The sequence below is a fragment of the Pseudomonas sp. Fl4BN1 genome (assembly GCF_009908285.1).
Taxonomy (GTDB): domain Bacteria; phylum Pseudomonadota; class Gammaproteobacteria; order Pseudomonadales; family Pseudomonadaceae; genus Aquipseudomonas.
On sequence record NZ_JAAARM010000031.1, the window covers coordinates 1 to 18,257 of the forward strand.

Sequence of the window (18,257 nt, forward strand, 5' to 3'; positions counted from 1 at the left end):
CTGCGGGGTTGGGATCATGGGCGGGGGGTGGATGCGGGACGGCTGATTGGTACTTGGCAGGACAGCGACAACAAAGCACATACTCACGGGTTAACTGCAGGTGCTGGATGGAAAATTCTTTCTTCTGATATTACCTCCGGTGGGGGACTTACAGGAGGAGCGGGTTCCAGGGTCAGCTACTTAGGCGAAATTGCGAGTTCGGGTGGTTCGGAAGCTCGGCCGCGCAACCTGGCGGTCATGTGGTGCATCAAAGCCTGGAACGCCCCGGTCAATCAGGGAAACATCGACATCGCAGGCTTGGCTGCAAACGTTTCAGCGCTAGAAGTCAGACCACGGGGCCTAGGTGATGGTCAGGCCTGGCAGAACGTCACGGCTAGCCGCGTTTCTGGCACGGTCTACACAAACACGACGGGTCGTCCAATTCAGGTCCAGGTATCAATAAACTCCGGCGCAGTTACTGCTACTTGCGGGGGGGTGACTGTGACAAGTATTGCGTATTACACAACGTTTGTTGTCCCTGCTGGTGCAACCTATTCAGTAACTCTTAATAATCCGGTTAGTCCCCTATGGTCGGAGCTGCGCACATGAAATATTTCCATAACTCCCAGACCGACAAGGTCCATGCTTACGATGACGATGCCCCAGCGCACTTTATCCCTAGCCATCTGATACCCATGTCCGAAGAGGAGGCGCAGGTTTACATCGACAGCACGACAGCGCCATTGCCTGCGACGCAGGACAGCGAGCGCAATTGGCGTGATACCGAGTTGGCTTCATTTATGTGGCTGCGTGAACGTCACCGCGATCAACTGGAAATCGAAGCTCCGACAAGTATTGATGGCGAGCAATTCAAGGCGCTGCTTGTGTATATGCAGGCGCTGCGCGACTGGCCACAGTCGTCTGACTTTCCTGATGCCCGGTACCGTCCTGCAGCGCCGCCCTGGGTTGCTGAGCAGAGCGAGTAAACGCCCCGCACTGATGGGGCGTTTTTTATCCAACCTCGAAAATCTGACCATGCTGATTACCGAACAACAACTGCAACAAATCATGCCTAACGCCCGCCGCCAAGCGGGCGTTTTTGTTTCTCCACTCAACACCGCCATGGCTCATCGGCAGATCGATACGCCGAAGCGCCAGGCGGCCTTTCTCGCCCAGATCGGTCACGAATCCGGGCAACTGCAATACGTGCGTGAACTGGGTAGCGATCAGTACCTGAGCAAGTACGACACCGGCACTCTGGCAGCGCGCCTGGGCAACACCCCGGAAGCCGACGGTGATGGCCAGCGCTATCGCGGGCGCGGGCTGATCCAGATCACCGGACGCAGCAACTATCGCCAGTGCAGCCTCGGGCTGTTTGGCGATGAGCGCCTGCTGGAGTTGCCGGAGCTGCTGGAGCAGCCGCAATGGGCCGCCGAGTCGGCGGCCTGGTTCTGGGAGCGCGGTGGGCTTAATGCCCTGGCCGATCGCGATGAGTTCAACAGCATTACCCGACGTATCAACGGCGGTCTGAACGGTCTGCAGGATCGTCTGCAACTCTGGGCCAGGGCACGAGCAGTGCTGTGTCTGCCCGCGATCTGAGGCCAGGATCGACCGACAGGCAGAAAGCGTTTCTGCGTTGCCACAGGCTCGGATTTTGTGCGGATGAAAAGGTCGGCACTCCAGCCTTATCAACTGCGGTGCCCCTTCGGGGGCGAACGCAGCGCTACCGGGTCTTGCCCTTCATCTCGCCAAAGGAGCATCGCGATGAACCTTCGCAGTTGGTTGGCCATCGCCGTCGCGGCCGGGTTGCTCTATGCCCTCGGCTACGTGAGCGGTGCCAGCACTGAACGGATTAAAAACCAGGGCCTCGATGAAACTCGTCTCAGGCAATCCTTCGAGCAAGGCCAGGCCCTGGGCACGGTCAAGGAAAAGGTGGTGGTCGAGTACGTTGACCGCATCGTCAAGGTCTACCAGGCGGGCGCCACCCTCACCAAGGAAGTCCCTATCTATGTCTCGAAAACAGCGGATGACGCTTGTGTCGTGCCTGATGGTTTTGTCCGGGTGCACGACGCCGGCGCCGCCAACCTGCCCGTGGCCGGAGGCCCCAGCGTCGCTGATGGCACCGCCTCGGGTCTTGCACTCTCTACCGTCGCCGCCAGCGTCGTCGACAACTACAGCGAATGCCACGCTAATGCCGAGCAATTGAAGGCGTTGCAGCAGTGGGTTCGTGAGTCTCAGGCAGTGCGACAGGGCACCGCGGCGGCGCAGCGGCAGCACTGAGAGCGGTACGGTGTCCCTTTATGCTTAAAAACTCGTTCAAGACCATTGTCCAGCAGCCTGAAAACGACAGGCTCATGCTTGTCGTCTAACTAGACGGACGACGGTAGTGGTAAGCCAGCAGTCTGCTGGCGAGATCCAGGGTCTGGAGCCCGCCTATCGATCCATTCTTTACTGAGAATGATGGCCTTTTCTTGTTCGCCAGATCGTGATAGCGCGCAGGCCAACCAACGCTCAATGGCTCCCACAAGCGGAGCATGGGCCGGCAGATAATCAAGCGGATGTGCCGATGCTAAAAGAATGCAGATGCGGTCATTGCAAACGACTTCTCGCCCGTACGGGTGAGTTCACAGAGCTCCAGATCAAATGTTCCCGATGCGGGACGTTGAATCATGTGAAGGCCACGAGCCTCGGGCAATCGCCTATGAGCGACATGAGAGCGGAATTTTCCGCGGCCAATCATTCGACTCAATAGGTAACAACATGGCTTGGATTCGATACGACTTTACCGATAACGGTTCTTCTGTACTGCCAGCTCGCTACTACATGGCGCCGAACCAGTTTCTGCAGTCTCCTAACAAGCGCTTCAAGCTGCTCTTTCAGCCGGATGGCAACCTCGCGCTCTATGACGGTGCTCAGTTGGCATGGGTCGCTGACCAGAACACCCCCTTCACGAATGTGAGCAAGGGCAACAAAAAGGACCCGATGATGGTCTTCATGAATTACGGCTTCGTCCTGGATGACCCTCTGCGTGGCCGTATCTGGTCGACTACTCCGAGCGACCCAACCATGGGCTCTCGTGAAGATGCATCACTGCGCGCGTTCACCCAGGTTCAGGATGACGGGAACATCGTAACCGTCGACACCCTCCCTCACTGGTATGCACCTAACGGCCGCGTGTTCACCCCGGCGGTCGGGGCTGCCATGATTATCGGTGGTACTACTGAGCTGGTACCGGGTCAGTTTTACGGCGCCGGCGACCACTCTCTGGTCTTCCAGGGGGATGGCAACCTGGTGGTCTACGGTCCGAACGCCAGTGTTGTCTGGGCGACTTACACCCAGAACAAAGGCGGCGTGCGATGTGTAATGCAAGAAGACGGTAACCTGGTGATCTACGCTGCGAACAATGCCGTAGTTTGGCAAAGCGGCACTGGCGGCCACCCTGGCGCAAGTATCCGTCTGCAGGCAAACGGCAGCTTCACGATCGTAACCGAGCGGCCGATCTGGGCTCGTTTCGGGTACACCCCAACCATCAAGCCGCCGCGTGTCTTCTACCCGGACCACAAGTGGAAAACCGGTAGCTACACCTGGAACAACGTGTTCTAAAAACTGCAAGGAGCTCCGCGATCATGCGGAGCTCTTTGCACATGGTCTCATCTTCTGCGGCAACAACTCAGGGAGAGCGGGCGAGCAAGCACAGTGTTCTTGCCATACCCTTTATTCATTCCGGCGGGTCTAGGCATCCCGGCAAGCAGCGGAAGCTTTCTTGCTGGGGCCGCACCTACTGACGGGCTGGGGCTGCCCTGGGACTTCCTCGCCTGATGCAGTGGCCCAGAGTCGTTCGGTTTCCTGACAGCTTGTCACTTGCAAGCCACCTCGCCTGGTGTACGGTAGGTACACGCCAGCCCCATCAGGAGAGAGACGTGAAAGAAATTACCCAGCTTGCCGCTGAACTCGGTCGGCGTCTGCAGGTTCTGAATGCCCACGTCACCACGGCGGAATCCTGTACGGGCGGTGGGATCGCGGAGGCGATCACCCGGATTCCGGGGAGTTCGGCCTGGTTCGAGGCCGGTTATGTGACCTACTCCAACCGCCAGAAGACCCAGCAGCTGAATGTGCCGGTGGAGCTGTTCGGCACTGTTGGTGCGGTCAGTCGCGAAGTGGTCGAGGCCATGGTCCACGGCGCCCAGGCCAAGAGTCATGCGCATTTTGCCGTGGCGGTCAGCGGTATTGCCGGGCCGGATGGCGGTTCCGCACAGAAGCCTGTGGGCACCGTCTGGCTGGCCTGGGGCGCGGGAGAGACGCTGAGCAGCGAGTGCCGGCACTTCCCGGGGAACCGCGATGAGGTCCGCCGACAAACGGTGAAAGCCGCGCTAGAGGGGTTGCTGCAACATGCCGCGGCAGAAATCGCAAATCAGGGGTAGGCGATCCTCGAACGCTGTGGAATAATACTGTCTACTTATACAGGTGTTGGCCGTCAGGCCTTATTGATTACGTGAGGACTTTAATGGACGACAACAAGAAGAAAGCCTTGGCTGCGGCCCTGGGTCAGATCGAACGTCAATTCGGCAAGGGTGCCGTAATGCGTATGGGCGATCACGACCGTCAGGCGATACCGGCTATTTCCACTGGCTCTCTGGGTCTGGACATTGCTCTGGGCATTGGCGGTCTGCCAAAAGGCCGTATCGTTGAAATCTACGGTCCTGAGTCGTCCGGTAAAACCACCTTGACCCTGTCGGTCATCGCCCAGGCGCAGAAAGCTGGCGCTACCTGTGCGTTCGTCGACGCCGAGCACGCGCTGGATCCGGAATACGCTGGCAAGCTGGGGGTCAATGTTGACGACCTGCTGGTTTCCCAACCTGACACTGGCGAACAGGCACTGGAAATCACCGACATGCTGGTGCGTTCCAACGCGGTAGACGTGATCGTCATCGACTCCGTGGCGGCCCTGGTACCCAAGGCTGAAATCGAAGGCGAAATGGGTGACATGCACGTGGGCCTGCAAGCCCGTCTGATGTCCCAGGCGCTGCGTAAAATCACCGGGAACATCAAGAACGCCAACTGCCTGGTGATCTTCATCAACCAGATTCGTATGAAGATCGGCGTGATGTTCGGCAGCCCGGAAACCACCACCGGTGGTAACGCGCTGAAGTTCTATGCTTCGGTCCGTCTGGACATCCGTCGTACTGGCGCGGTGAAGGAAGGCGACGAAGTGGTTGGCAGCGAAACCCGGGTCAAGATCGTCAAGAACAAGGTGGCTCCGCCGTTCCGTCAGGCTGAGTTCCAGATTCTTTACGGCAAGGGCATCTACCTCAACGGCGAGATCATCGATCTGGGCGTTCTTCACGGGTTCCTGGAAAAATCCGGTGCCTGGTACAGCTACCAGGGCAACAAGATCGGTCAGGGCAAGGCCAACTCGGCGAAGTTCCTGCAGGACAACCCGGAAATTGGTAATGCGCTGGAGAAGCAGATTCGCGACAAGCTGCTGACAGCTTCGACAGACGCCAAAGCCGAGTCGGTCAAAGAGACCGAGGCCGATATGGCTGACGCCGATATCTGATTGATCCAATGACTGCCGTACTTGATACCCTCGTCGCGGTGCGGCGAACTGCAATGGACCTGCTCGCGCGACGCGAGCATGGTCGAGTCGAGCTGACGCGTAAACTGCGTCAGCGCGGCGCCCCTCCTGAAATGATCGAAGCCGCCCTTGACCGTTTGACGGACGACGGGTTGCTCTCCGAATCCCGTTACCTTGAAAGCTTCGTTTTCTATCGTGCCCGTTCAGGTTATGGGCCGATGCGCATACGTGAAGAACTCAGCCAGCGCGGTTTGCAACGCAGCGATATCGATCTCGCCTTGCGTGAGTGCGCCATCGACTGGCAAGAGCAATTGCGCGATGTTTGGCAGCGCAAGTTTGCCGGCCAGCTTCCTGTGGATGCCCGGGAGCGCGCCAAGCAAGGGCGTTTTCTGAGTTACCGCGGATACTCCATGGACATGATTGGCCGTTTGTTGAGTGGCCGAGACCTGGATGACTGATGCCGTACCCGCTGCATGATGCAGCGGGCGATGGCTTTGATCAGCTGACTTTGCTGGTTTCTCTCTCGCGCTGTGTCGCCTTGGGTTGCGGCCTGGACCAGTTTTTCGGTTGGTTGATGAAGTCGATCAACTCGCGCAAGCGACCATTGTCCCTAGCGTTGAAGATGAACGACAGCCGCGCCAGATGGCTGAACTGCACTTCGTCATGTTCCTCACCGCTGTAGGCATGTTGCTGGAACTGACCGCTCAGGCACAGGTCGGCGAATGCTGTTTGCATCTGTTCCAGCGCCTGTTCATTGAGGTTGTAGTTCATGCGGATAACGAACTGCTGTTTCAGCCAGCGGCTGGAATGGAAGTTGGCATAGAACTGCTGGATTTCCTCCACCGCTTCTTCGGTACTGTGCACCAGGCGAACGAGTTTCATATCGCTGGGCAGGATGTAGCGATTGGCTTCCAACTGGTTGTGGATGAAGTCCAGGGCACCTTGCCAGAACTGCCCGCCCGGTGCGTCCAACAGCACCACTGGTACCAGCGGGCTTTTGCCGGTCTGAATCAACGTTAGTACTTCCAGAGCTTCATCCAGGGTGCCGAAACCTCCTGGGCAGAGCACCAGAGCATCGGCTTCCTTGACGAAGAACAGCTTGCGGGTGAAGAAGAAGTGGAACGACAGGAGATTCTCTGTGCCGCCGACTGTGGGGTTGGCATGCTGTTCAAAAGGCAGGGTGATGTTGAAGCCCAGGCTGTGTTCCAGGCCTGCACCATCGTGGGCGGCAGCCATGATGCCACCGCCGGCGCCAGTGATGACCATCAGGTCCGAGCGGGCCAGGGCTGCCCCCAGCTCTTTGGCCATGGCATACAGCGGATGTTCGCTGGGGGGTCGCGCCGAGCCGAAAACCGTCACCTTGCGCCGGCCCTTGAACTGTTCCAGTACCCGGAAGGCGTGTTCCAGTTCGCGGAGTGCCTGCAGGGTAATCTTGGCGTTCCAGCGGTTGAGGTCATCCTCAGCCATCCGTAGGACAGTGAGGACCATGTCGCGGTAAAGAGCAATATTCGGGCTGTTGGGGGCAATCTGGTTGAGTTGTTCTTCGACCTGGTTCGTGAGGTCGACACCGTTGCTTTGAAAATGACGGGTTAAAAGGTCATTCGATTGGTAAGGCATTCAGCTTCTCCTTCTGCACAGAACCTTGGACACGCCCGAGATATTCGAACGTGCCACGACACTGCCTGTGTCGCTGTTTGCTCAGCCCAACGCGTGAGCAACTTTGCTGACCCAATCACCGCCGGCAGTCGCTAAGCAGTGCCTGAGACATTCACAGAGGTTCTGCTTTCCTTTATTGAGAAAACAATCGCACTACAAGACGCGGGTGGACGGCCTCCTGAACCGCCCGTGGGCAATCAGTGGGAACCTTCGGACATGACTTGATCATGTGCCCATAAAGTCTTGGCTGGCAACCGCTGGTTGATGATTTTGCTGGGTTCGACACCGCTGGTCAGAAGGCGCAGCGACGGTCTTTGACTCTGATTTACTAAGTTACAGCGCTTGGTTCAGGAGCAAGGTCCGGGACGGGGCAAGAGTGCTTTCGTCGGCGCTAGCCGAGGGCATGGAGGCGATGGATGACCACTGTCATGTTGGAAATTGACCCGCAGCTTTATCAGCTGTTGCAAGCTGCTGCGGCGTCCAATCATTTGACTCTGGAGGAAGAGTGCCGGCGCCGATTGGCGGGTGAGGAGCGGCCTTCGCGTTATCTACAGGCCCTGGTGGCGGAGTTGCGCGCCGATGATCAGCAGCGGCGCGCAGCCCGTTCGTGATCACTTCTTCTTTTGCGGGCTCTGTGCAGGGCAATCCGATTCTTTAAAGCGCGCTGAGGCTACCGGGCGATTAGTGCGGTTCTCAGTGAACTCGTACCGCATGACTGCACCTTTGGCCATCAGTTTGCGGTAGTTGGGATTACGGCAGACGCTGGCGCCCAGTTGCAGATAGACCGCCTTGGGATTGGCACGCATCTGTTCGGCGTGGCCAGCCTGGACGCTGAGGTGGTTAATCAGCTCTTTGCCTTCAACGGTATAACCCTGGTCGAGAATGTTCTCGTTGACTTCCCGAGGAGTGCCGACGTTGCTTTCCGTAGCGACCTTCTCCAGCATTTTGCTCAGTTCGAACTCTTGCAAAGACGCAGCCTGGGCGCCCAGGGGCAAGGCCAGCAGAAGGGCGATGGTAGGGATGGTAAAGCGCAACATGAAACTCTCCTGGTGCATTGACTGATGCTTCGACCAGCCACTCGACTGTGCGTTCAGTGGCGACGAATTATAGGGGGAGAGATAAGAAGACGGTACAGGTTTGAACAGATAGCTCTGATAAACTTGTCCAACTTTTTACCCTTCCGAGTTTTTTTCGTGTCGATTCCTGCCTTTTTCCGGCGTAGTCCGCAATGAGTCATGCGGTTTCCCGTCTACGTGATCTGCGTATGGAGCGTGTGGCCAGACCGTTTTTCGCGCGTGGTTCACGGGCTGAGCGTTGCCCGCGTTGCCGTGTCATTCCCAGTCATTGCCTGTGTGGCTGGCGGCCGCATGTCACTGCCAAGTCGGCTATGTGCCTGGTGATGCATGATGTTGAGCCGCTCAAGCCAAGCAACACCGGTTGGTTGATTGCCGATGTGATTGCCGATACTTCAGCGTTTAGCTGGTCGCGTACCGAGGTTGACCCGCAATTGCTGGCGTTGCTTGCCGATCCGCAGTGGCAGCCGTACATCGTCTTTCCGGGGGAATTCGTGGCTCCCGAGCGAGTGGTCAGTGAGGTCAGGCAGGAAGAGGGCAAGCGTCCACTGTTCATTCTGCTGGACGCCACTTGGAGCGAAGCCCGCAAGATGTTTCGCAAGAGTCCCTACCTTGAGCACTTGCCGGTCCTGAGCCTGTCGCCTGAGAAACTCTCGCGCTACAAGTTGCGCCGCTCCAAGCGTGATGACCACTTCTGCACGGCTGAAGTGGCGGCTTTATGCCTGGAGCTGGCGGGAGATGAGCACGTCAGCCAGGTGCTGGATGCCTACCTTGATGTGTTCAGCACCCATTATTTATCGGCAAAGTTTCAGAAGGCCATCGATCCGGATGATGAGGTTCACTCCCGGCTCAAGCCCTTTGTGTAGCGCTGGCCAGCGCCTGAGGTTTCTGCGGCCATAGCTGGGCCACCAGCATCCCGCAGAGCATCAGTGCGCAACCGAAGTAGCCGCGCATCTGCAGCGACTCATCCAGTAGCCAGGCTCCGGCAATGGCGGCAAACACAGCTTCCAGGGACAGAATGATCGCTGCGTGGGAAGCAATCGCATCCTTCTGGGCAACCACCTGCAGGGTGTAGCCAATGCCGACGGCAACCACGCCACCGTAGAGAATGGCCGGGCCGGCGGCGACAATCGCGTTCCAGTGAATTGGTTCCAGGCATAGCGCGAGGATCAGGCTCACCACTGAGCAGGTGGCGAATTGCAGGAAGGCCAGGCGAATCGGGTCATGGCGATTGGCGAAAACACCCACCAGGATCACGTGCCCACCCCAGACAAAGGCGCCAATCAACTGCAGCCAGTCTCCCGAGGCAACATGAAAGTTGTCGCTGACGCTCAGCAGGAACATGCCCACCACCGCCAATATCGCGCCGAGCCAGGTGCCCAGCCCGGTTTTATGACCAATCAACAGCCCCAGAAGCGGCACTACAATAACGTAGAGACCGGTGATGAAACCGGCATTGGTCACGGTGGTAAACATCAAGCCGACTTGCTGCAGGTTGATCCCCAGGGCCAAGGCCAGCCCCATAAACACACCACCCAACAGCAGGCCGCGATTGAGGCGGGAGATGGGTTGGCGTTCAGCAGGTGTTTTGCGCAGCACCAAGGGCAAGAGGCAAAGTGAGCCCAGGGCGAAGCGCAGGCCGGAATAGAGGAAGGGACCTATATGATCCATTCCAGAGGTCTGTGCGACAAACGCTGAACCCCAGATAACGGCGGTAATCAGCATCAGGACATCGGCACGCAAGGCTTGGCTTCGCATGATGGCTCTCTTATTAGTTAGCCAGCTAAGATGCCGCAAAGCTTGAAGCTTGACCACCCCGGCTTCGCTGGGCATGCTTGGCGCCGATTAGGGCGCCCGCGTGCTTTGCAACAGCGTTTTTCGCGGTGTTTGTGCTCTTTGGGTGTCGCATTCTGGCGAGCACCTGTGTTGCTTTGGTGAGGATTGAATGCGTCAGTCCTGCCATGAAAAACAGGATCATTGAAAAAATGGCCACATACGAAATCCTGATTGCCGATGACCACCCGCTTTTTCGCAGCGCGCTGCATCAAGCTGTCACTCTGGGCCTAGGGGCCGATGTGCGTTTGGTGGAAGTAGCGAGCATCGCCGAACTGGAAACCCGCCTCACTGAAAAAGCCGACTGGGACTTGGTGCTACTGGACCTGAACATGCCCGGTGCCTACGGTTTTTCTGGCCTGGTGCTGTTGCGTGGGCAATACCCGCAAATTCCGGTGGTGATGGTGTCGGCGCAGGAAGAAGCTTCCGTCATGGTGCGCTCCCGAGAGTTCGGGGCCAGCGGTTTCATTCCAAAATCCAGTTCCCTGGAAGTCATTCAGCAGGCCGTGCGCAGTGTGCTCGACGGTGATGTCTGGTGGCCACCGCAAGCGTTCGAAGAGGTCAGTGTCTCGGCGGAAGCCAAGGCCGCCAGCGCCGGCCTGGCAAGCCTGACTCCCCAGCAGTTCCGGGTGTTGACCATGGTGTGCGAGGGTTTGCTGAACAAGCAGATCGCTTATGAACTGAGTGTTTCGGAGGCCACGATCAAGGCTCACGTCACGGCGATTTTCCGCAAGCTCGGGGTTCGCACACGTACCCAGGCGGCGCTGCTCCTGCAACAACTTGAGTCAATTTCCAGCCATTAAACGGCTGTTTGTTCACGTTTTTTTGACTTTTGTTGAACTAGCTTCCTCACTTCTTTTTATTCAGTTGCTCAGCTTATGTCGCCATTCAAAGGTCAAACCGGTCTTAAACGTATCCTTAATGCCGCCGGCTATTCGTTCGATGGCTTGCGCGCAGCTTTCACTGGCGAGGCGGCATTTCGTCAACTGGTGCTGCTCAATGTGATCCTGATTCCCCTGAGCTTCCTGCTCCACGTCAGTCGAGTCGAGCGCGCGCTGTTGATTGCCGTGTGCTTGCTGGCGCTGATCGTCGAGTTGCTCAACTCGGCGGTGGAGGCCGCCATCGACCGTATTTCCCTGGATCGCCACCCGTTGTCGAAAAATGCCAAGGACATGGGCAGCGCAGCGCAGTTTGTCGCCCTGAGCATGATCACCATTGTCTGGGCGGTGATCCTGTTCTGATCTAGGGAATGCTCGGCAGGACGATTTCGTCGCTGCGTTGCACCCCGGCAGTAAAGGAGCGACACAGTTCGAGAAACTCGCGCATGGCGGAAGTTTGATACTTCTGCTTGTGCCAGATGAAATAGAACTGCCGGGCCAGATCCAGGCCCGGTGTTTCCACGGGTACCAGGCTGCCGCGACGAAACGCATCGCGCAGGGCCAGTCTTGAAATGCAACCAATCCCCAGACCCGATTCCACTGCGCGCTTGATGGCTTCGGTGTGCTCCAGCTCCAGACGAATATTCAGTGCGCTGCGATGATGACGCATGGCCTGGTCGAAGGTCAGGCGTGTTCCGGAACCCTGTTCGCGGAGAATCCAGGCTTCGTGGGTCAACTCCTCCATGGTGGCGTGGCCGCGTTTGGCCAATGGGTGCTGCGGTGCGCAGAACACCACCAGTTCATCCTCGACCCAGGACTGGACTTCGATATCCGGATGGCTGCAGTCACCCTCGATTAGACCCAGATCAATTTCGTAGTGGGCCACCTGTTGCACGATATGCGCAGTGTTCTGCACATGGAGCTTCACCTGGCTTTCCGGGTGCTGCTGCATGAAGCTGCCGATCAGCAGGGTTGCCAGGTAATTGCCGATGGTCAGGGTGGCGCCTACCGAGAGCGAGCCGAAGCCGGACTTGCCGTTGAGCAGGTCCTCGATTTCCTTGGCTTGGTCCAGCAGTGCTACTGCCTGTGGCAGAAGCTGTTTACCCAGGGCGTTGAGGCTCAGGCGCTTGCCGGCTCGGTCGAACAGCTGGCAGCTGGATTGGCGTTCGAGTTCGGTGATCGAAGTACTCGCCGCCGATTGAGAGAGTGCCAAGAGCCCGGCAGCACGAGAAACACTCTCTTGCTGAGCGACGGCGACGAAGACTTGCAGTTGACGGAGAGTAAATCGCATATCGATATAACCGATAACCCTTATCTTAATAATCCAGTTAACAGATATTGTCGCCGCCATTAGAATGCTGTGCAATTGCGCTCATGGTTAGCGCAGGCAATTTCTAGGAGCCCCCGTACATGAGCAACATGAACCACGAGCGTGTCCTCAGTGTTCATCACTGGAATGACACTCTGTTCAGCTTCAAGTGCACCCGCGATCCGGGTCTGCGCTTCGAGAACGGTCAGTTCGTGATGATCGGCCTGCAACAGCCCAATGGCCGTCCGCTTATGCGTGCTTACTCCATTGCCAGTCCGAACTGGGAAGAGCATCTCGAGTTCTTCAGCATCAAGGTTCCAGACGGTCCATTGACTTCCCAACTGCAGCATTTGAAGGAAGGCGACGAGATCATCATCAGCAAGAAGCCAACCGGTACCCTGGTACTGGATGACTTGAAGCCGGGTAAGCATCTGTACCTGCTCAGCACCGGTACCGGTCTGGCGCCGTTCATGAGCGTGATCCAGGATCCGGAAACCTATGAGCGTTTCGAAAAAGTGATCCTGTGCCACGGCGTACGCTACGTCAACGAAGTCGCCTATCGCGAGTTCATCACCGAGCACCTGCCGCAGAACGAGTTCTTCGGTGAAGCGCTGCGTGAGAAGTTGATCTACTACCCCACCGTGACCCGTGAGCCGTTCGAGAACGAAGGCCGCCTGACCGACCTGATGCGCAGTGGCAAACTGTTCAGCGACATCGGCTTGCCGCCGATCAACCCGCAGGACGACCGCGCCATGCTGTGCGGCAGCCCGAGCATGCTGGATGAAACCAGCGAAGTGCTCAACAGTTTCGGCCTGACTGTTTCGCCGCGCATGCGCGAGCCGGGCGACTATCTGATCGAGCGCGCATTCGTCGAGAAGTAAGCGTCCCGCCACATTGAAAAGCCCGCGTTGCCTGTGAAGGCAGCGCGGGCTTTTTTGTTTTCGCGGCTCAGCTTGCCGGCACGACTTCCAGCACTCGGATCAACCCGGGTTGGGGATAGTGCCAGCGCACGTCCAGATCCCAGAACTGGGCGCCGTACTCTCGCTGCGCAGTCGGCGTTTGATAGGCTGGGCGGGGGTCCTGAGCCAGGCACTGCTCGATCAGCTCCACCAAGGGTTCCTGCAGGCGCTGAGCGTGAATCTGAGCCTGTTGCAAGGCGGTCTCCTGCCACTGCACGGGAATGATCTGTGGCGCGGCGCTGGCGATGTCATTGCTCGCTGTGGGAATGATGTCGGCGTAGGGTACGTAGGGCTTGATGTCGAGGATCGGCGTGCCGTCCAGCAGGTCGATGCCGGAAATCCACAGGCGGCCAGCCTCGACCTTGTCCAGTTTGACCACCGACTGACCAATACCGTTGGGCCTGTGGGTGGCTCGGGTGGCGAAGACCCCCATGGACTTGTTACCTCCCAGGCGCGGCGGACGTACCTTGAGCCGCGGCTTGTCTTCCAGGGCTTGGTGAAACAGGAACAGCAGCCAGACATGGCTAACCTGTTCCAGCCCTTGCACGGCGTCGCCCTGATCGAAGGGCGCCAGCAGTTCCAGCACCCCGCGCGCAGCCGGGGCCAGCTGTGGTTGGCGCGGGATGGCGAACTTTTCCTTGAAGCAGGAACGCACGAAGCCGATGGGGGAAACGCTGTAGGTCATGTTCTGGGGTCGAGGGCGATGGGGGAGGGGCATGATAACCCGTTCGCTGGCAAGCCAGCTCCTACAACGCCCCGTGCAATCTGTAGGAGCCGGCTCGCCGGCGAAGCGCACGACACCGATCAGAGACTGAATCCACCATCCAGAGGAATGATATTCCCAGTCATGTAAGCCCCCGCCGTGCTCGCCAGGCTGATGGCCAGGGCCGCCATTTCTTCTTCCCTGCCCCAGCGTTTCATCGGGATCAGCGCCACGTCTTCGGCCAGGGCTTGTTCATCGTTGCCGATGTGCTGGGTCATCTTGCTGGGAAAGCGCCCCGGGGCAATCACATTGACGTTGATGTGCTGGTCCACCAGTTCCCGGGCGAGAATCCGCGACATCTGGTGCAGCGCCGCCTTGCTCGGGCCATAGGCGTAGGCCTGTTCGCCAAAGGAGCAGATCGCGGCCACCGAGCCAATGTTGATGATGCGTGCCGGGTTGTCCGCCGAGCCAGCCTTGCGCAGCAGTGGTAACAGTTGCTGGATGCAGCTGAACACCGAAGTCACGTTCAATTGCATGACCTTTTCCCAGCCCTTGGCCGGGTAGCTTTCCAGTGGTGCGCCCCAGGTGGTGCCGGCGTTGTTTACCAGGATGTCCAGGGACTCAAGCTGGCAGCCCAAGGTGGTGGCGAGTTGTTGCACGCCATCTTCGCTGGCCAGGTTGGCGACTAGCCCTCGGCAATCGCCAAACGCTGTCAGTTCCTCGGCGGTCTGTTGGCAGGCTTCTGGATCACGGGCGCAGATATAGACTCGGGCACCTGCTTCGACAAAGGCCTTGGCGATCATCTTGCCGATGCCACGGGTGCCGCCGGTCACCAGAGCGGTGCGGCCTTGCAGGGAGAAGTAGGGATGCATGACGAATCCTGAGCAGATGAGGGTGTGCCTACCCTAGTCTTCAGGCGTTCGCTGGGGAGCCACTATTGCGTTGCGCAATAGCAGCTCATCAGGGGCGCTGACGGTATTCGTCGGCGCCAGGGCTCAACCGCGTACGCGCAGGGTCAAACCCTTGAGGAAGTTGCGCAGCAGTTGGTCGCCGCAAGGGCGGTAGTTGGTGTGGCCGAATTTGCGGAACAACGCGCTCAGCTCTGGCTTGGACACTGGGAACTCGGCGGCCTTGAGCACCGCGTGCATGTCGTCTTCCTTCAGCTCAAAGGCCACTCGCAGCTTCTTCAGGATGATGTTGTTGGTCACTGGCAGTTCGATTGGCAGCGCTGGACGGCTTTCATCCTTGCCGCGCTTGAAGATCACTAGGCCATCGAGAAAATGTGCCATGACTTCGTCCGGGCAATGCACAAAGCCTTCTTCCTCATCCTTCTTCAGGTAGCTGGCGAGGTCGTCCGGGCTGACTTTGAAGCCGGTGAGCTTGATGATCTCGATGACCTTCTTGTCGCTGATATCGAGCATGTAGCGCACGCTGCGCAGTACGTCGTTATGAATCATGGTTACAGTCCTGATCAATGCGTGTTGAGCGCCGTGCAAGGGCACGGCGTCTGAATCGAGTGGCTTAGAATTTCTCTTTGGCCGACAGGTAGCGCCATTGGCCCAGCGGCACTTTGCCGATGGAGACACCGCCGACACGGATGCGGCGGATAGCGACGACCTTGAGGCCGACAGCTTGGCAGAACAGGGCGATCACACCCGGTTGCGGGTTCTTCATGGCGAACCGCAGGCGATTTTCGTTCTGCCAGCTGGCTTTCACGGGTGGCAGTTCACGGCCTTTATAGGTCAGGCCGTGATTCAGGCGGTTGAGGCCGTGGTCGATCATCTCGCCGGAGACTTCGACGACGTACTCCTGCTCGATCTTGGCGGCGTCGGCAGTCAGCTTGCGCAGCACTTTCCAGTCCTGGGTGAACACCAACAGGCCGCTGGCATTGGGCTGCAGGTCGTCGCTGGCAGTCAGGCGCAGGAAATGCCCGTTCAGTGGCCGTTTGCCATAGCGGTGTTCTTCCGACAGGCTGGCGGCGTTGATGGACTGCATGGCGCTGTCCAGGTCCTGGCCGGCGGGCACGTTGAGCAGGATAGTGACCGGCTCCGGAGCAGTGGCCTTGGCCTCCGGGTCGAGGGCGACTGTTTGCGCACCGACCTTGAACTGCGGTTCGTCGATGACTTCGCCGTCTACGGTGACCCAGCCGCCCTCGATGAACAGCTCAGCCTCCCGGCGGGAGCAGCCGACCAGTTCGATGAGGCGTTTGGAGAGACGAATCGGGTCAGTCATGACAGGGGCCGTAACAAAAGGGGGCAGCCATTGTACCTGCCTGGCGCCGGTTAATCGCGGGTCCATTTGCCGGCTGTGGCTTTTAGCCGCGTCGGGCCAGCAGTTGTGGCTGTTTCAGGCGCATGTGCAGCAGTGGGTAAGGCTGGCCCATGCCGTCCTGCTCCGAGCGGCCAATGATTTCGAAGCCCAGCCTGAAGTAGAAGCCCAAGGCTTGGGGGTTCTGTTCGTTGACGTCCAGCACCTGGGCATTCAGGTGGTCCACGGCGTACTGCAGCAACTGCCGGCCCAGGCCCAGGCCGCGATGGGCGGGATCGATGAAGAGCATTTCGATCTTGCCTGCCGCGACCCCGGCGAAACCGGTGATGCGCAGCCGCTGATCCCGGGTGCAGATCAGCATCACCGCATCCAGGTAGCGGGTCAGCATCAGGTGCTTCAGCTGCTCTATATAGCTGTCCGGGAGAAAGTCATGGGTGGCGCGCACCGACGCTTCCCAGACCTGGGTCAGCTCCTGGTAGTCACTGAGTTTCGGTGTATGGATGACCGAGTGTTGGCGCATGCCGCCTGCCCCTGAGGTGATCGGCCGCACTGATTGCGAACCTGGCAAGAGCACACGATAGACCGAAAAAAGCCCCGCATCTCGTTGCGAGAGCGGGGCTTGGCAGTTTTTTTACGCCTTACAGGGTTTCGGCCCAGAGGTCGTATTCGTCGGCGTCGGTGACTCGGCACCAGACCTTGTCACCCGGTTTCAGATCGCCGGCGCCATCGATGAAGACGTTGCCATCGATTTCCGGGGCATCGAAGAAGCAGCGGCCGACCGCACCGTTTTCGTCGACTTCGTCGATCAATACTTCAATTTCCTTGCCGACGCGCTGTTGCAGGCGCGCCGAACTGATTTCCTGCTGGTGCGCCATGAAGCGTTCCCAACGGTCTTGCTTGACCTCGTCCGGCACCACTTCCAGGTCCAGATCGTTGGCCGGAGCGCCTTCTACCGGCGAGTACTGGAAGCAGCCGACGCGGTCCAGCTGGGCTTCGGTCAGCCAGTTCAGCAGGTACTGGAAGTCTTCCTCGGTTTCGCCGGGGAAGCCGACGATGAAGGTCGAGCGGATGATCAGCTCGGGGCAGATTTCGCGCCAGTTCTTGATCCGCGCCAGGGTCTTGTCTTCAAAGGCCGGGCGTTTCATCGACTTGAGGACTTTCGGGCTGGCGTGCTGGAACGGGATGTCCAGGTACGGCAGGATCTTGCCGGCGGCCATCAGCGGGATCAGTTCGTCCACGTGTGGGTACGGGTACACGTAGTGCAGACGGACCCAGACCCCCAGGGTGCTCAGGGCTTCGCAGAGCTCGGTCATGCGGGTCTTCACCGGCGCGCCGTTCCAGAACCCGGTGCGGTACTTGACGTCGACGCCGTAGGCGCTGGTGTCCTGGGAGATCACCAGCAGTTCCTTGACCCCGGACTTGACCAGGCGCTGAGCCTCGTCGAGCACATCGCCCACCGGGCGGCTGACCAGCTTGCCGCGCATCGACGGGATGATGCAGAAACTGCAACTGTGGTTGCAGCCTTCGGAAATCTTCAGGTAGGCGTAGTGCCGCGGGGTCAGCTTGATGCCTTGCGGCGGCACCAGGTCGATCAGCGGGTTGTGGTCCAGCTTGGGCGGCACCACTTCGTGCACTGCGTTGACCACTTGCTCATACTGCTGCGGGCCGGTGACCGCCAGCACGCTAGGGTGCACGTTACGGATATTGCCTTCTTCCACGCCCATGCAGCCGGTGACGATAACTTTGCCGTTTTCCTTGATGGCTTCGCCGATCACTTCCAGGGATTCGGCCTTGGCCGAGTCGATGAAGCCGCACGTGTTGACCACCACGACATCGGCGTCCTGGTAGGTAGACACTACGTCATAGCCTTCCATGCGCAGTTGAGTAAGGATGCGCTCGGAGTCGACCAGAGCTTTTGGGCAACCCAGGGATACGAAACCGACTTTCGGATTGGCCGGCGCGGAAGGGGTGGACATGTCTAACCTCGGTATTGGGTGTCGAGCCACTTGGGGGGCAAGTGCGAC

The 18,257-nt window shown here is 58.8% G+C and carries 23 protein-coding genes and 1 pseudogene; 14 read left to right on the forward strand and 10 right to left on the reverse strand.

What is annotated here, in order from left to right:
- The 9 genes and pseudogenes from GV818_RS34275 to recX all read left to right on the forward strand — a co-directional run.
- Positions 1–588, forward strand: a pseudogene (locus tag GV818_RS34275) (phage tail protein); the annotation flags it as partial.
- Positions 585–965: a phage tail assembly chaperone gene (locus tag GV818_RS26245; protein WP_161759535.1), complete on the forward strand. Its 381-nt coding sequence runs from the start codon at positions 585–587 to the stop codon at positions 963–965. The pseudogene GV818_RS34275 and the gene GV818_RS26245, both read left to right, overlap by 4 nt.
- A gap of 49 nt (positions 966–1,014) precedes the next feature.
- Entirely contained in the window at positions 1,015–1,578 is a 564-nt protein-coding gene (locus tag GV818_RS26250; RefSeq protein ID WP_161759534.1) for a glycoside hydrolase family 19 protein, read from the forward strand.
- A gap of 165 nt (positions 1,579–1,743) precedes the next feature.
- Positions 1,744–2,259, forward strand: a complete 516-nt coding sequence (locus GV818_RS26255) for a hypothetical protein (RefSeq protein ID WP_161777915.1) — start codon at positions 1,744–1,746, stop codon at positions 2,257–2,259.
- Positions 2,260–2,545: 286 nt separating this feature from the next.
- Positions 2,546–2,731 (forward strand): Com family DNA-binding transcriptional regulator, encoded by a 186-nt coding sequence (locus GV818_RS26260; protein WP_161759532.1) that lies wholly within the window; start codon positions 2,546–2,548, stop codon positions 2,729–2,731.
- 8 nt (positions 2,732–2,739) lie between these two features.
- Positions 2,740–3,582, forward strand: a complete 843-nt coding sequence (locus GV818_RS26265; RefSeq protein WP_161777916.1) for a putidacin L1 family lectin-like bacteriocin — start codon at positions 2,740–2,742, stop codon at positions 3,580–3,582.
- Between the two features lie 317 nt (positions 3,583–3,899).
- The gene (locus tag GV818_RS26270) at positions 3,900–4,400 is read left to right on the forward strand and encodes a CinA family protein (RefSeq protein ID WP_161777917.1); all 501 of its coding nucleotides are present in this window, start codon (positions 3,900–3,902) and stop codon (positions 4,398–4,400) included.
- Positions 4,401–4,483: 83 nt separating this feature from the next.
- Positions 4,484–5,536: a recombinase RecA gene (gene recA / locus GV818_RS26275; RefSeq protein ID WP_161759529.1), complete on the forward strand. Its 1,053-nt coding sequence runs from the start codon at positions 4,484–4,486 to the stop codon at positions 5,534–5,536.
- 8 nt (positions 5,537–5,544) lie between these two features.
- On the forward strand, positions 5,545–6,012 hold the full coding sequence (gene recX, locus GV818_RS26280) for a recombination regulator RecX (protein WP_161777918.1): 468 nt from the start codon (positions 5,545–5,547) through the stop codon (positions 6,010–6,012).
- A 40-nt stretch (positions 6,013–6,052) separates the two neighbouring features.
- On the opposite strand, the gene GV818_RS26285 is transcribed toward recX, so the two are convergent.
- Positions 6,053–7,171 carry a TIGR00730 family Rossman fold protein gene (locus GV818_RS26285; RefSeq protein ID WP_161777919.1) on the reverse strand — a complete coding sequence of 373 codons (1,119 nt, stop codon included), beginning with the start codon at positions 7,169–7,171 and terminating at the stop codon, positions 6,053–6,055.
- Positions 7,172–7,626: 455 nt separating this feature from the next.
- On the opposite strand from GV818_RS26285, the gene GV818_RS26290 reads away from it, so the two are divergent.
- Positions 7,627–7,821 carry a hypothetical protein gene (locus GV818_RS26290; protein WP_161777920.1) on the forward strand — a complete coding sequence of 65 codons (195 nt, stop codon included), beginning with the start codon at positions 7,627–7,629 and terminating at the stop codon, positions 7,819–7,821.
- Here the strand turns inward: GV818_RS26290 and GV818_RS26295 are convergent, their stop codons facing one another.
- Entirely contained in the window at positions 7,822–8,247 is a 426-nt protein-coding gene (locus tag GV818_RS26295; protein ID WP_161759525.1) for a quorum-sensing-regulated virulence factor family protein, read from the reverse strand.
- A 191-nt stretch (positions 8,248–8,438) separates the two neighbouring features.
- On the opposite strand from GV818_RS26295, the gene GV818_RS26300 reads away from it, so the two are divergent.
- On the forward strand, positions 8,439–9,149 hold the full coding sequence (locus tag GV818_RS26300; RefSeq protein ID WP_161777921.1) for a tRNA-uridine aminocarboxypropyltransferase: 711 nt from the start codon (positions 8,439–8,441) through the stop codon (positions 9,147–9,149).
- On the opposite strand, the gene GV818_RS26305 is transcribed toward GV818_RS26300, so the two are convergent.
- Positions 9,133–10,041: a DMT family transporter gene (locus GV818_RS26305; RefSeq protein WP_161759523.1), complete on the reverse strand. Its 909-nt coding sequence runs from the start codon at positions 10,039–10,041 to the stop codon at positions 9,133–9,135. The genes GV818_RS26300 and GV818_RS26305 overlap by 17 nt on opposite strands.
- 227 nt (positions 10,042–10,268) lie before the next feature.
- Between GV818_RS26305 and erdR the strand changes: the two genes are divergently transcribed.
- Entirely contained in the window at positions 10,269–10,919 is a 651-nt protein-coding gene (gene erdR / locus GV818_RS26310; protein ID WP_161759522.1) for a response regulator transcription factor ErdR, read from the forward strand.
- 75 nt (positions 10,920–10,994) lie between these two features.
- On the forward strand, positions 10,995–11,357 hold the full coding sequence (locus GV818_RS26315) for a diacylglycerol kinase (protein WP_161777922.1): 363 nt from the start codon (positions 10,995–10,997) through the stop codon (positions 11,355–11,357).
- A 1-nt stretch (position 11,358) separates the two neighbouring features.
- On the opposite strand, the gene GV818_RS26320 is transcribed toward GV818_RS26315, so the two are convergent.
- Positions 11,359–12,285, reverse strand: a complete 927-nt coding sequence (locus GV818_RS26320; protein ID WP_161777923.1) for a LysR family transcriptional regulator — start codon at positions 12,283–12,285, stop codon at positions 11,359–11,361.
- 119 nt (positions 12,286–12,404) lie between these two features.
- Here GV818_RS26320 and fpr point away from each other — a divergent pair, with 119 nt between their 5' ends.
- Entirely contained in the window at positions 12,405–13,184 is a 780-nt protein-coding gene (fpr, locus tag GV818_RS26325) for a ferredoxin-NADP reductase (protein WP_007923929.1), read from the forward strand.
- A 67-nt stretch (positions 13,185–13,251) separates the two neighbouring features.
- Here fpr and tsaA read toward each other — a convergent pair whose 3' ends face one another.
- The 6 genes from tsaA to rimO form a co-directional block, all read right to left on the reverse strand.
- Complete coding sequence (gene tsaA, locus GV818_RS26330; protein WP_161777952.1) at positions 13,252–13,947, reverse strand: tRNA (N6-threonylcarbamoyladenosine(37)-N6)-methyltransferase TrmO; 696 nt, start codon at positions 13,945–13,947, stop codon at positions 13,252–13,254.
- 119 nt (positions 13,948–14,066) lie between these two features.
- Positions 14,067–14,837 (reverse strand): SDR family oxidoreductase, encoded by a 771-nt coding sequence (locus GV818_RS26335; protein ID WP_161777924.1) that lies wholly within the window; start codon positions 14,835–14,837, stop codon positions 14,067–14,069.
- A gap of 123 nt (positions 14,838–14,960) precedes the next feature.
- Entirely contained in the window at positions 14,961–15,422 is a 462-nt protein-coding gene (locus GV818_RS26340) for a DUF1456 family protein (RefSeq protein WP_161759518.1), read from the reverse strand.
- Between the two features lie 64 nt (positions 15,423–15,486).
- The gene (locus GV818_RS26345) at positions 15,487–16,197 is read right to left on the reverse strand and encodes an rRNA pseudouridine synthase (RefSeq protein ID WP_161759517.1); all 711 of its coding nucleotides are present in this window, start codon (positions 16,195–16,197) and stop codon (positions 15,487–15,489) included.
- Positions 16,198–16,279: 82 nt separating this feature from the next.
- Positions 16,280–16,753, reverse strand: a complete 474-nt coding sequence (locus tag GV818_RS26350; RefSeq protein WP_161777925.1) for a GNAT family N-acetyltransferase — start codon at positions 16,751–16,753, stop codon at positions 16,280–16,282.
- A gap of 118 nt (positions 16,754–16,871) precedes the next feature.
- Positions 16,872–18,209 (reverse strand): 30S ribosomal protein S12 methylthiotransferase RimO, encoded by a 1,338-nt coding sequence (gene rimO / locus GV818_RS26355; RefSeq protein ID WP_161777926.1) that lies wholly within the window; start codon positions 18,207–18,209, stop codon positions 16,872–16,874.
- Between the last annotated feature and the right edge of the window lie 48 nt (positions 18,210–18,257).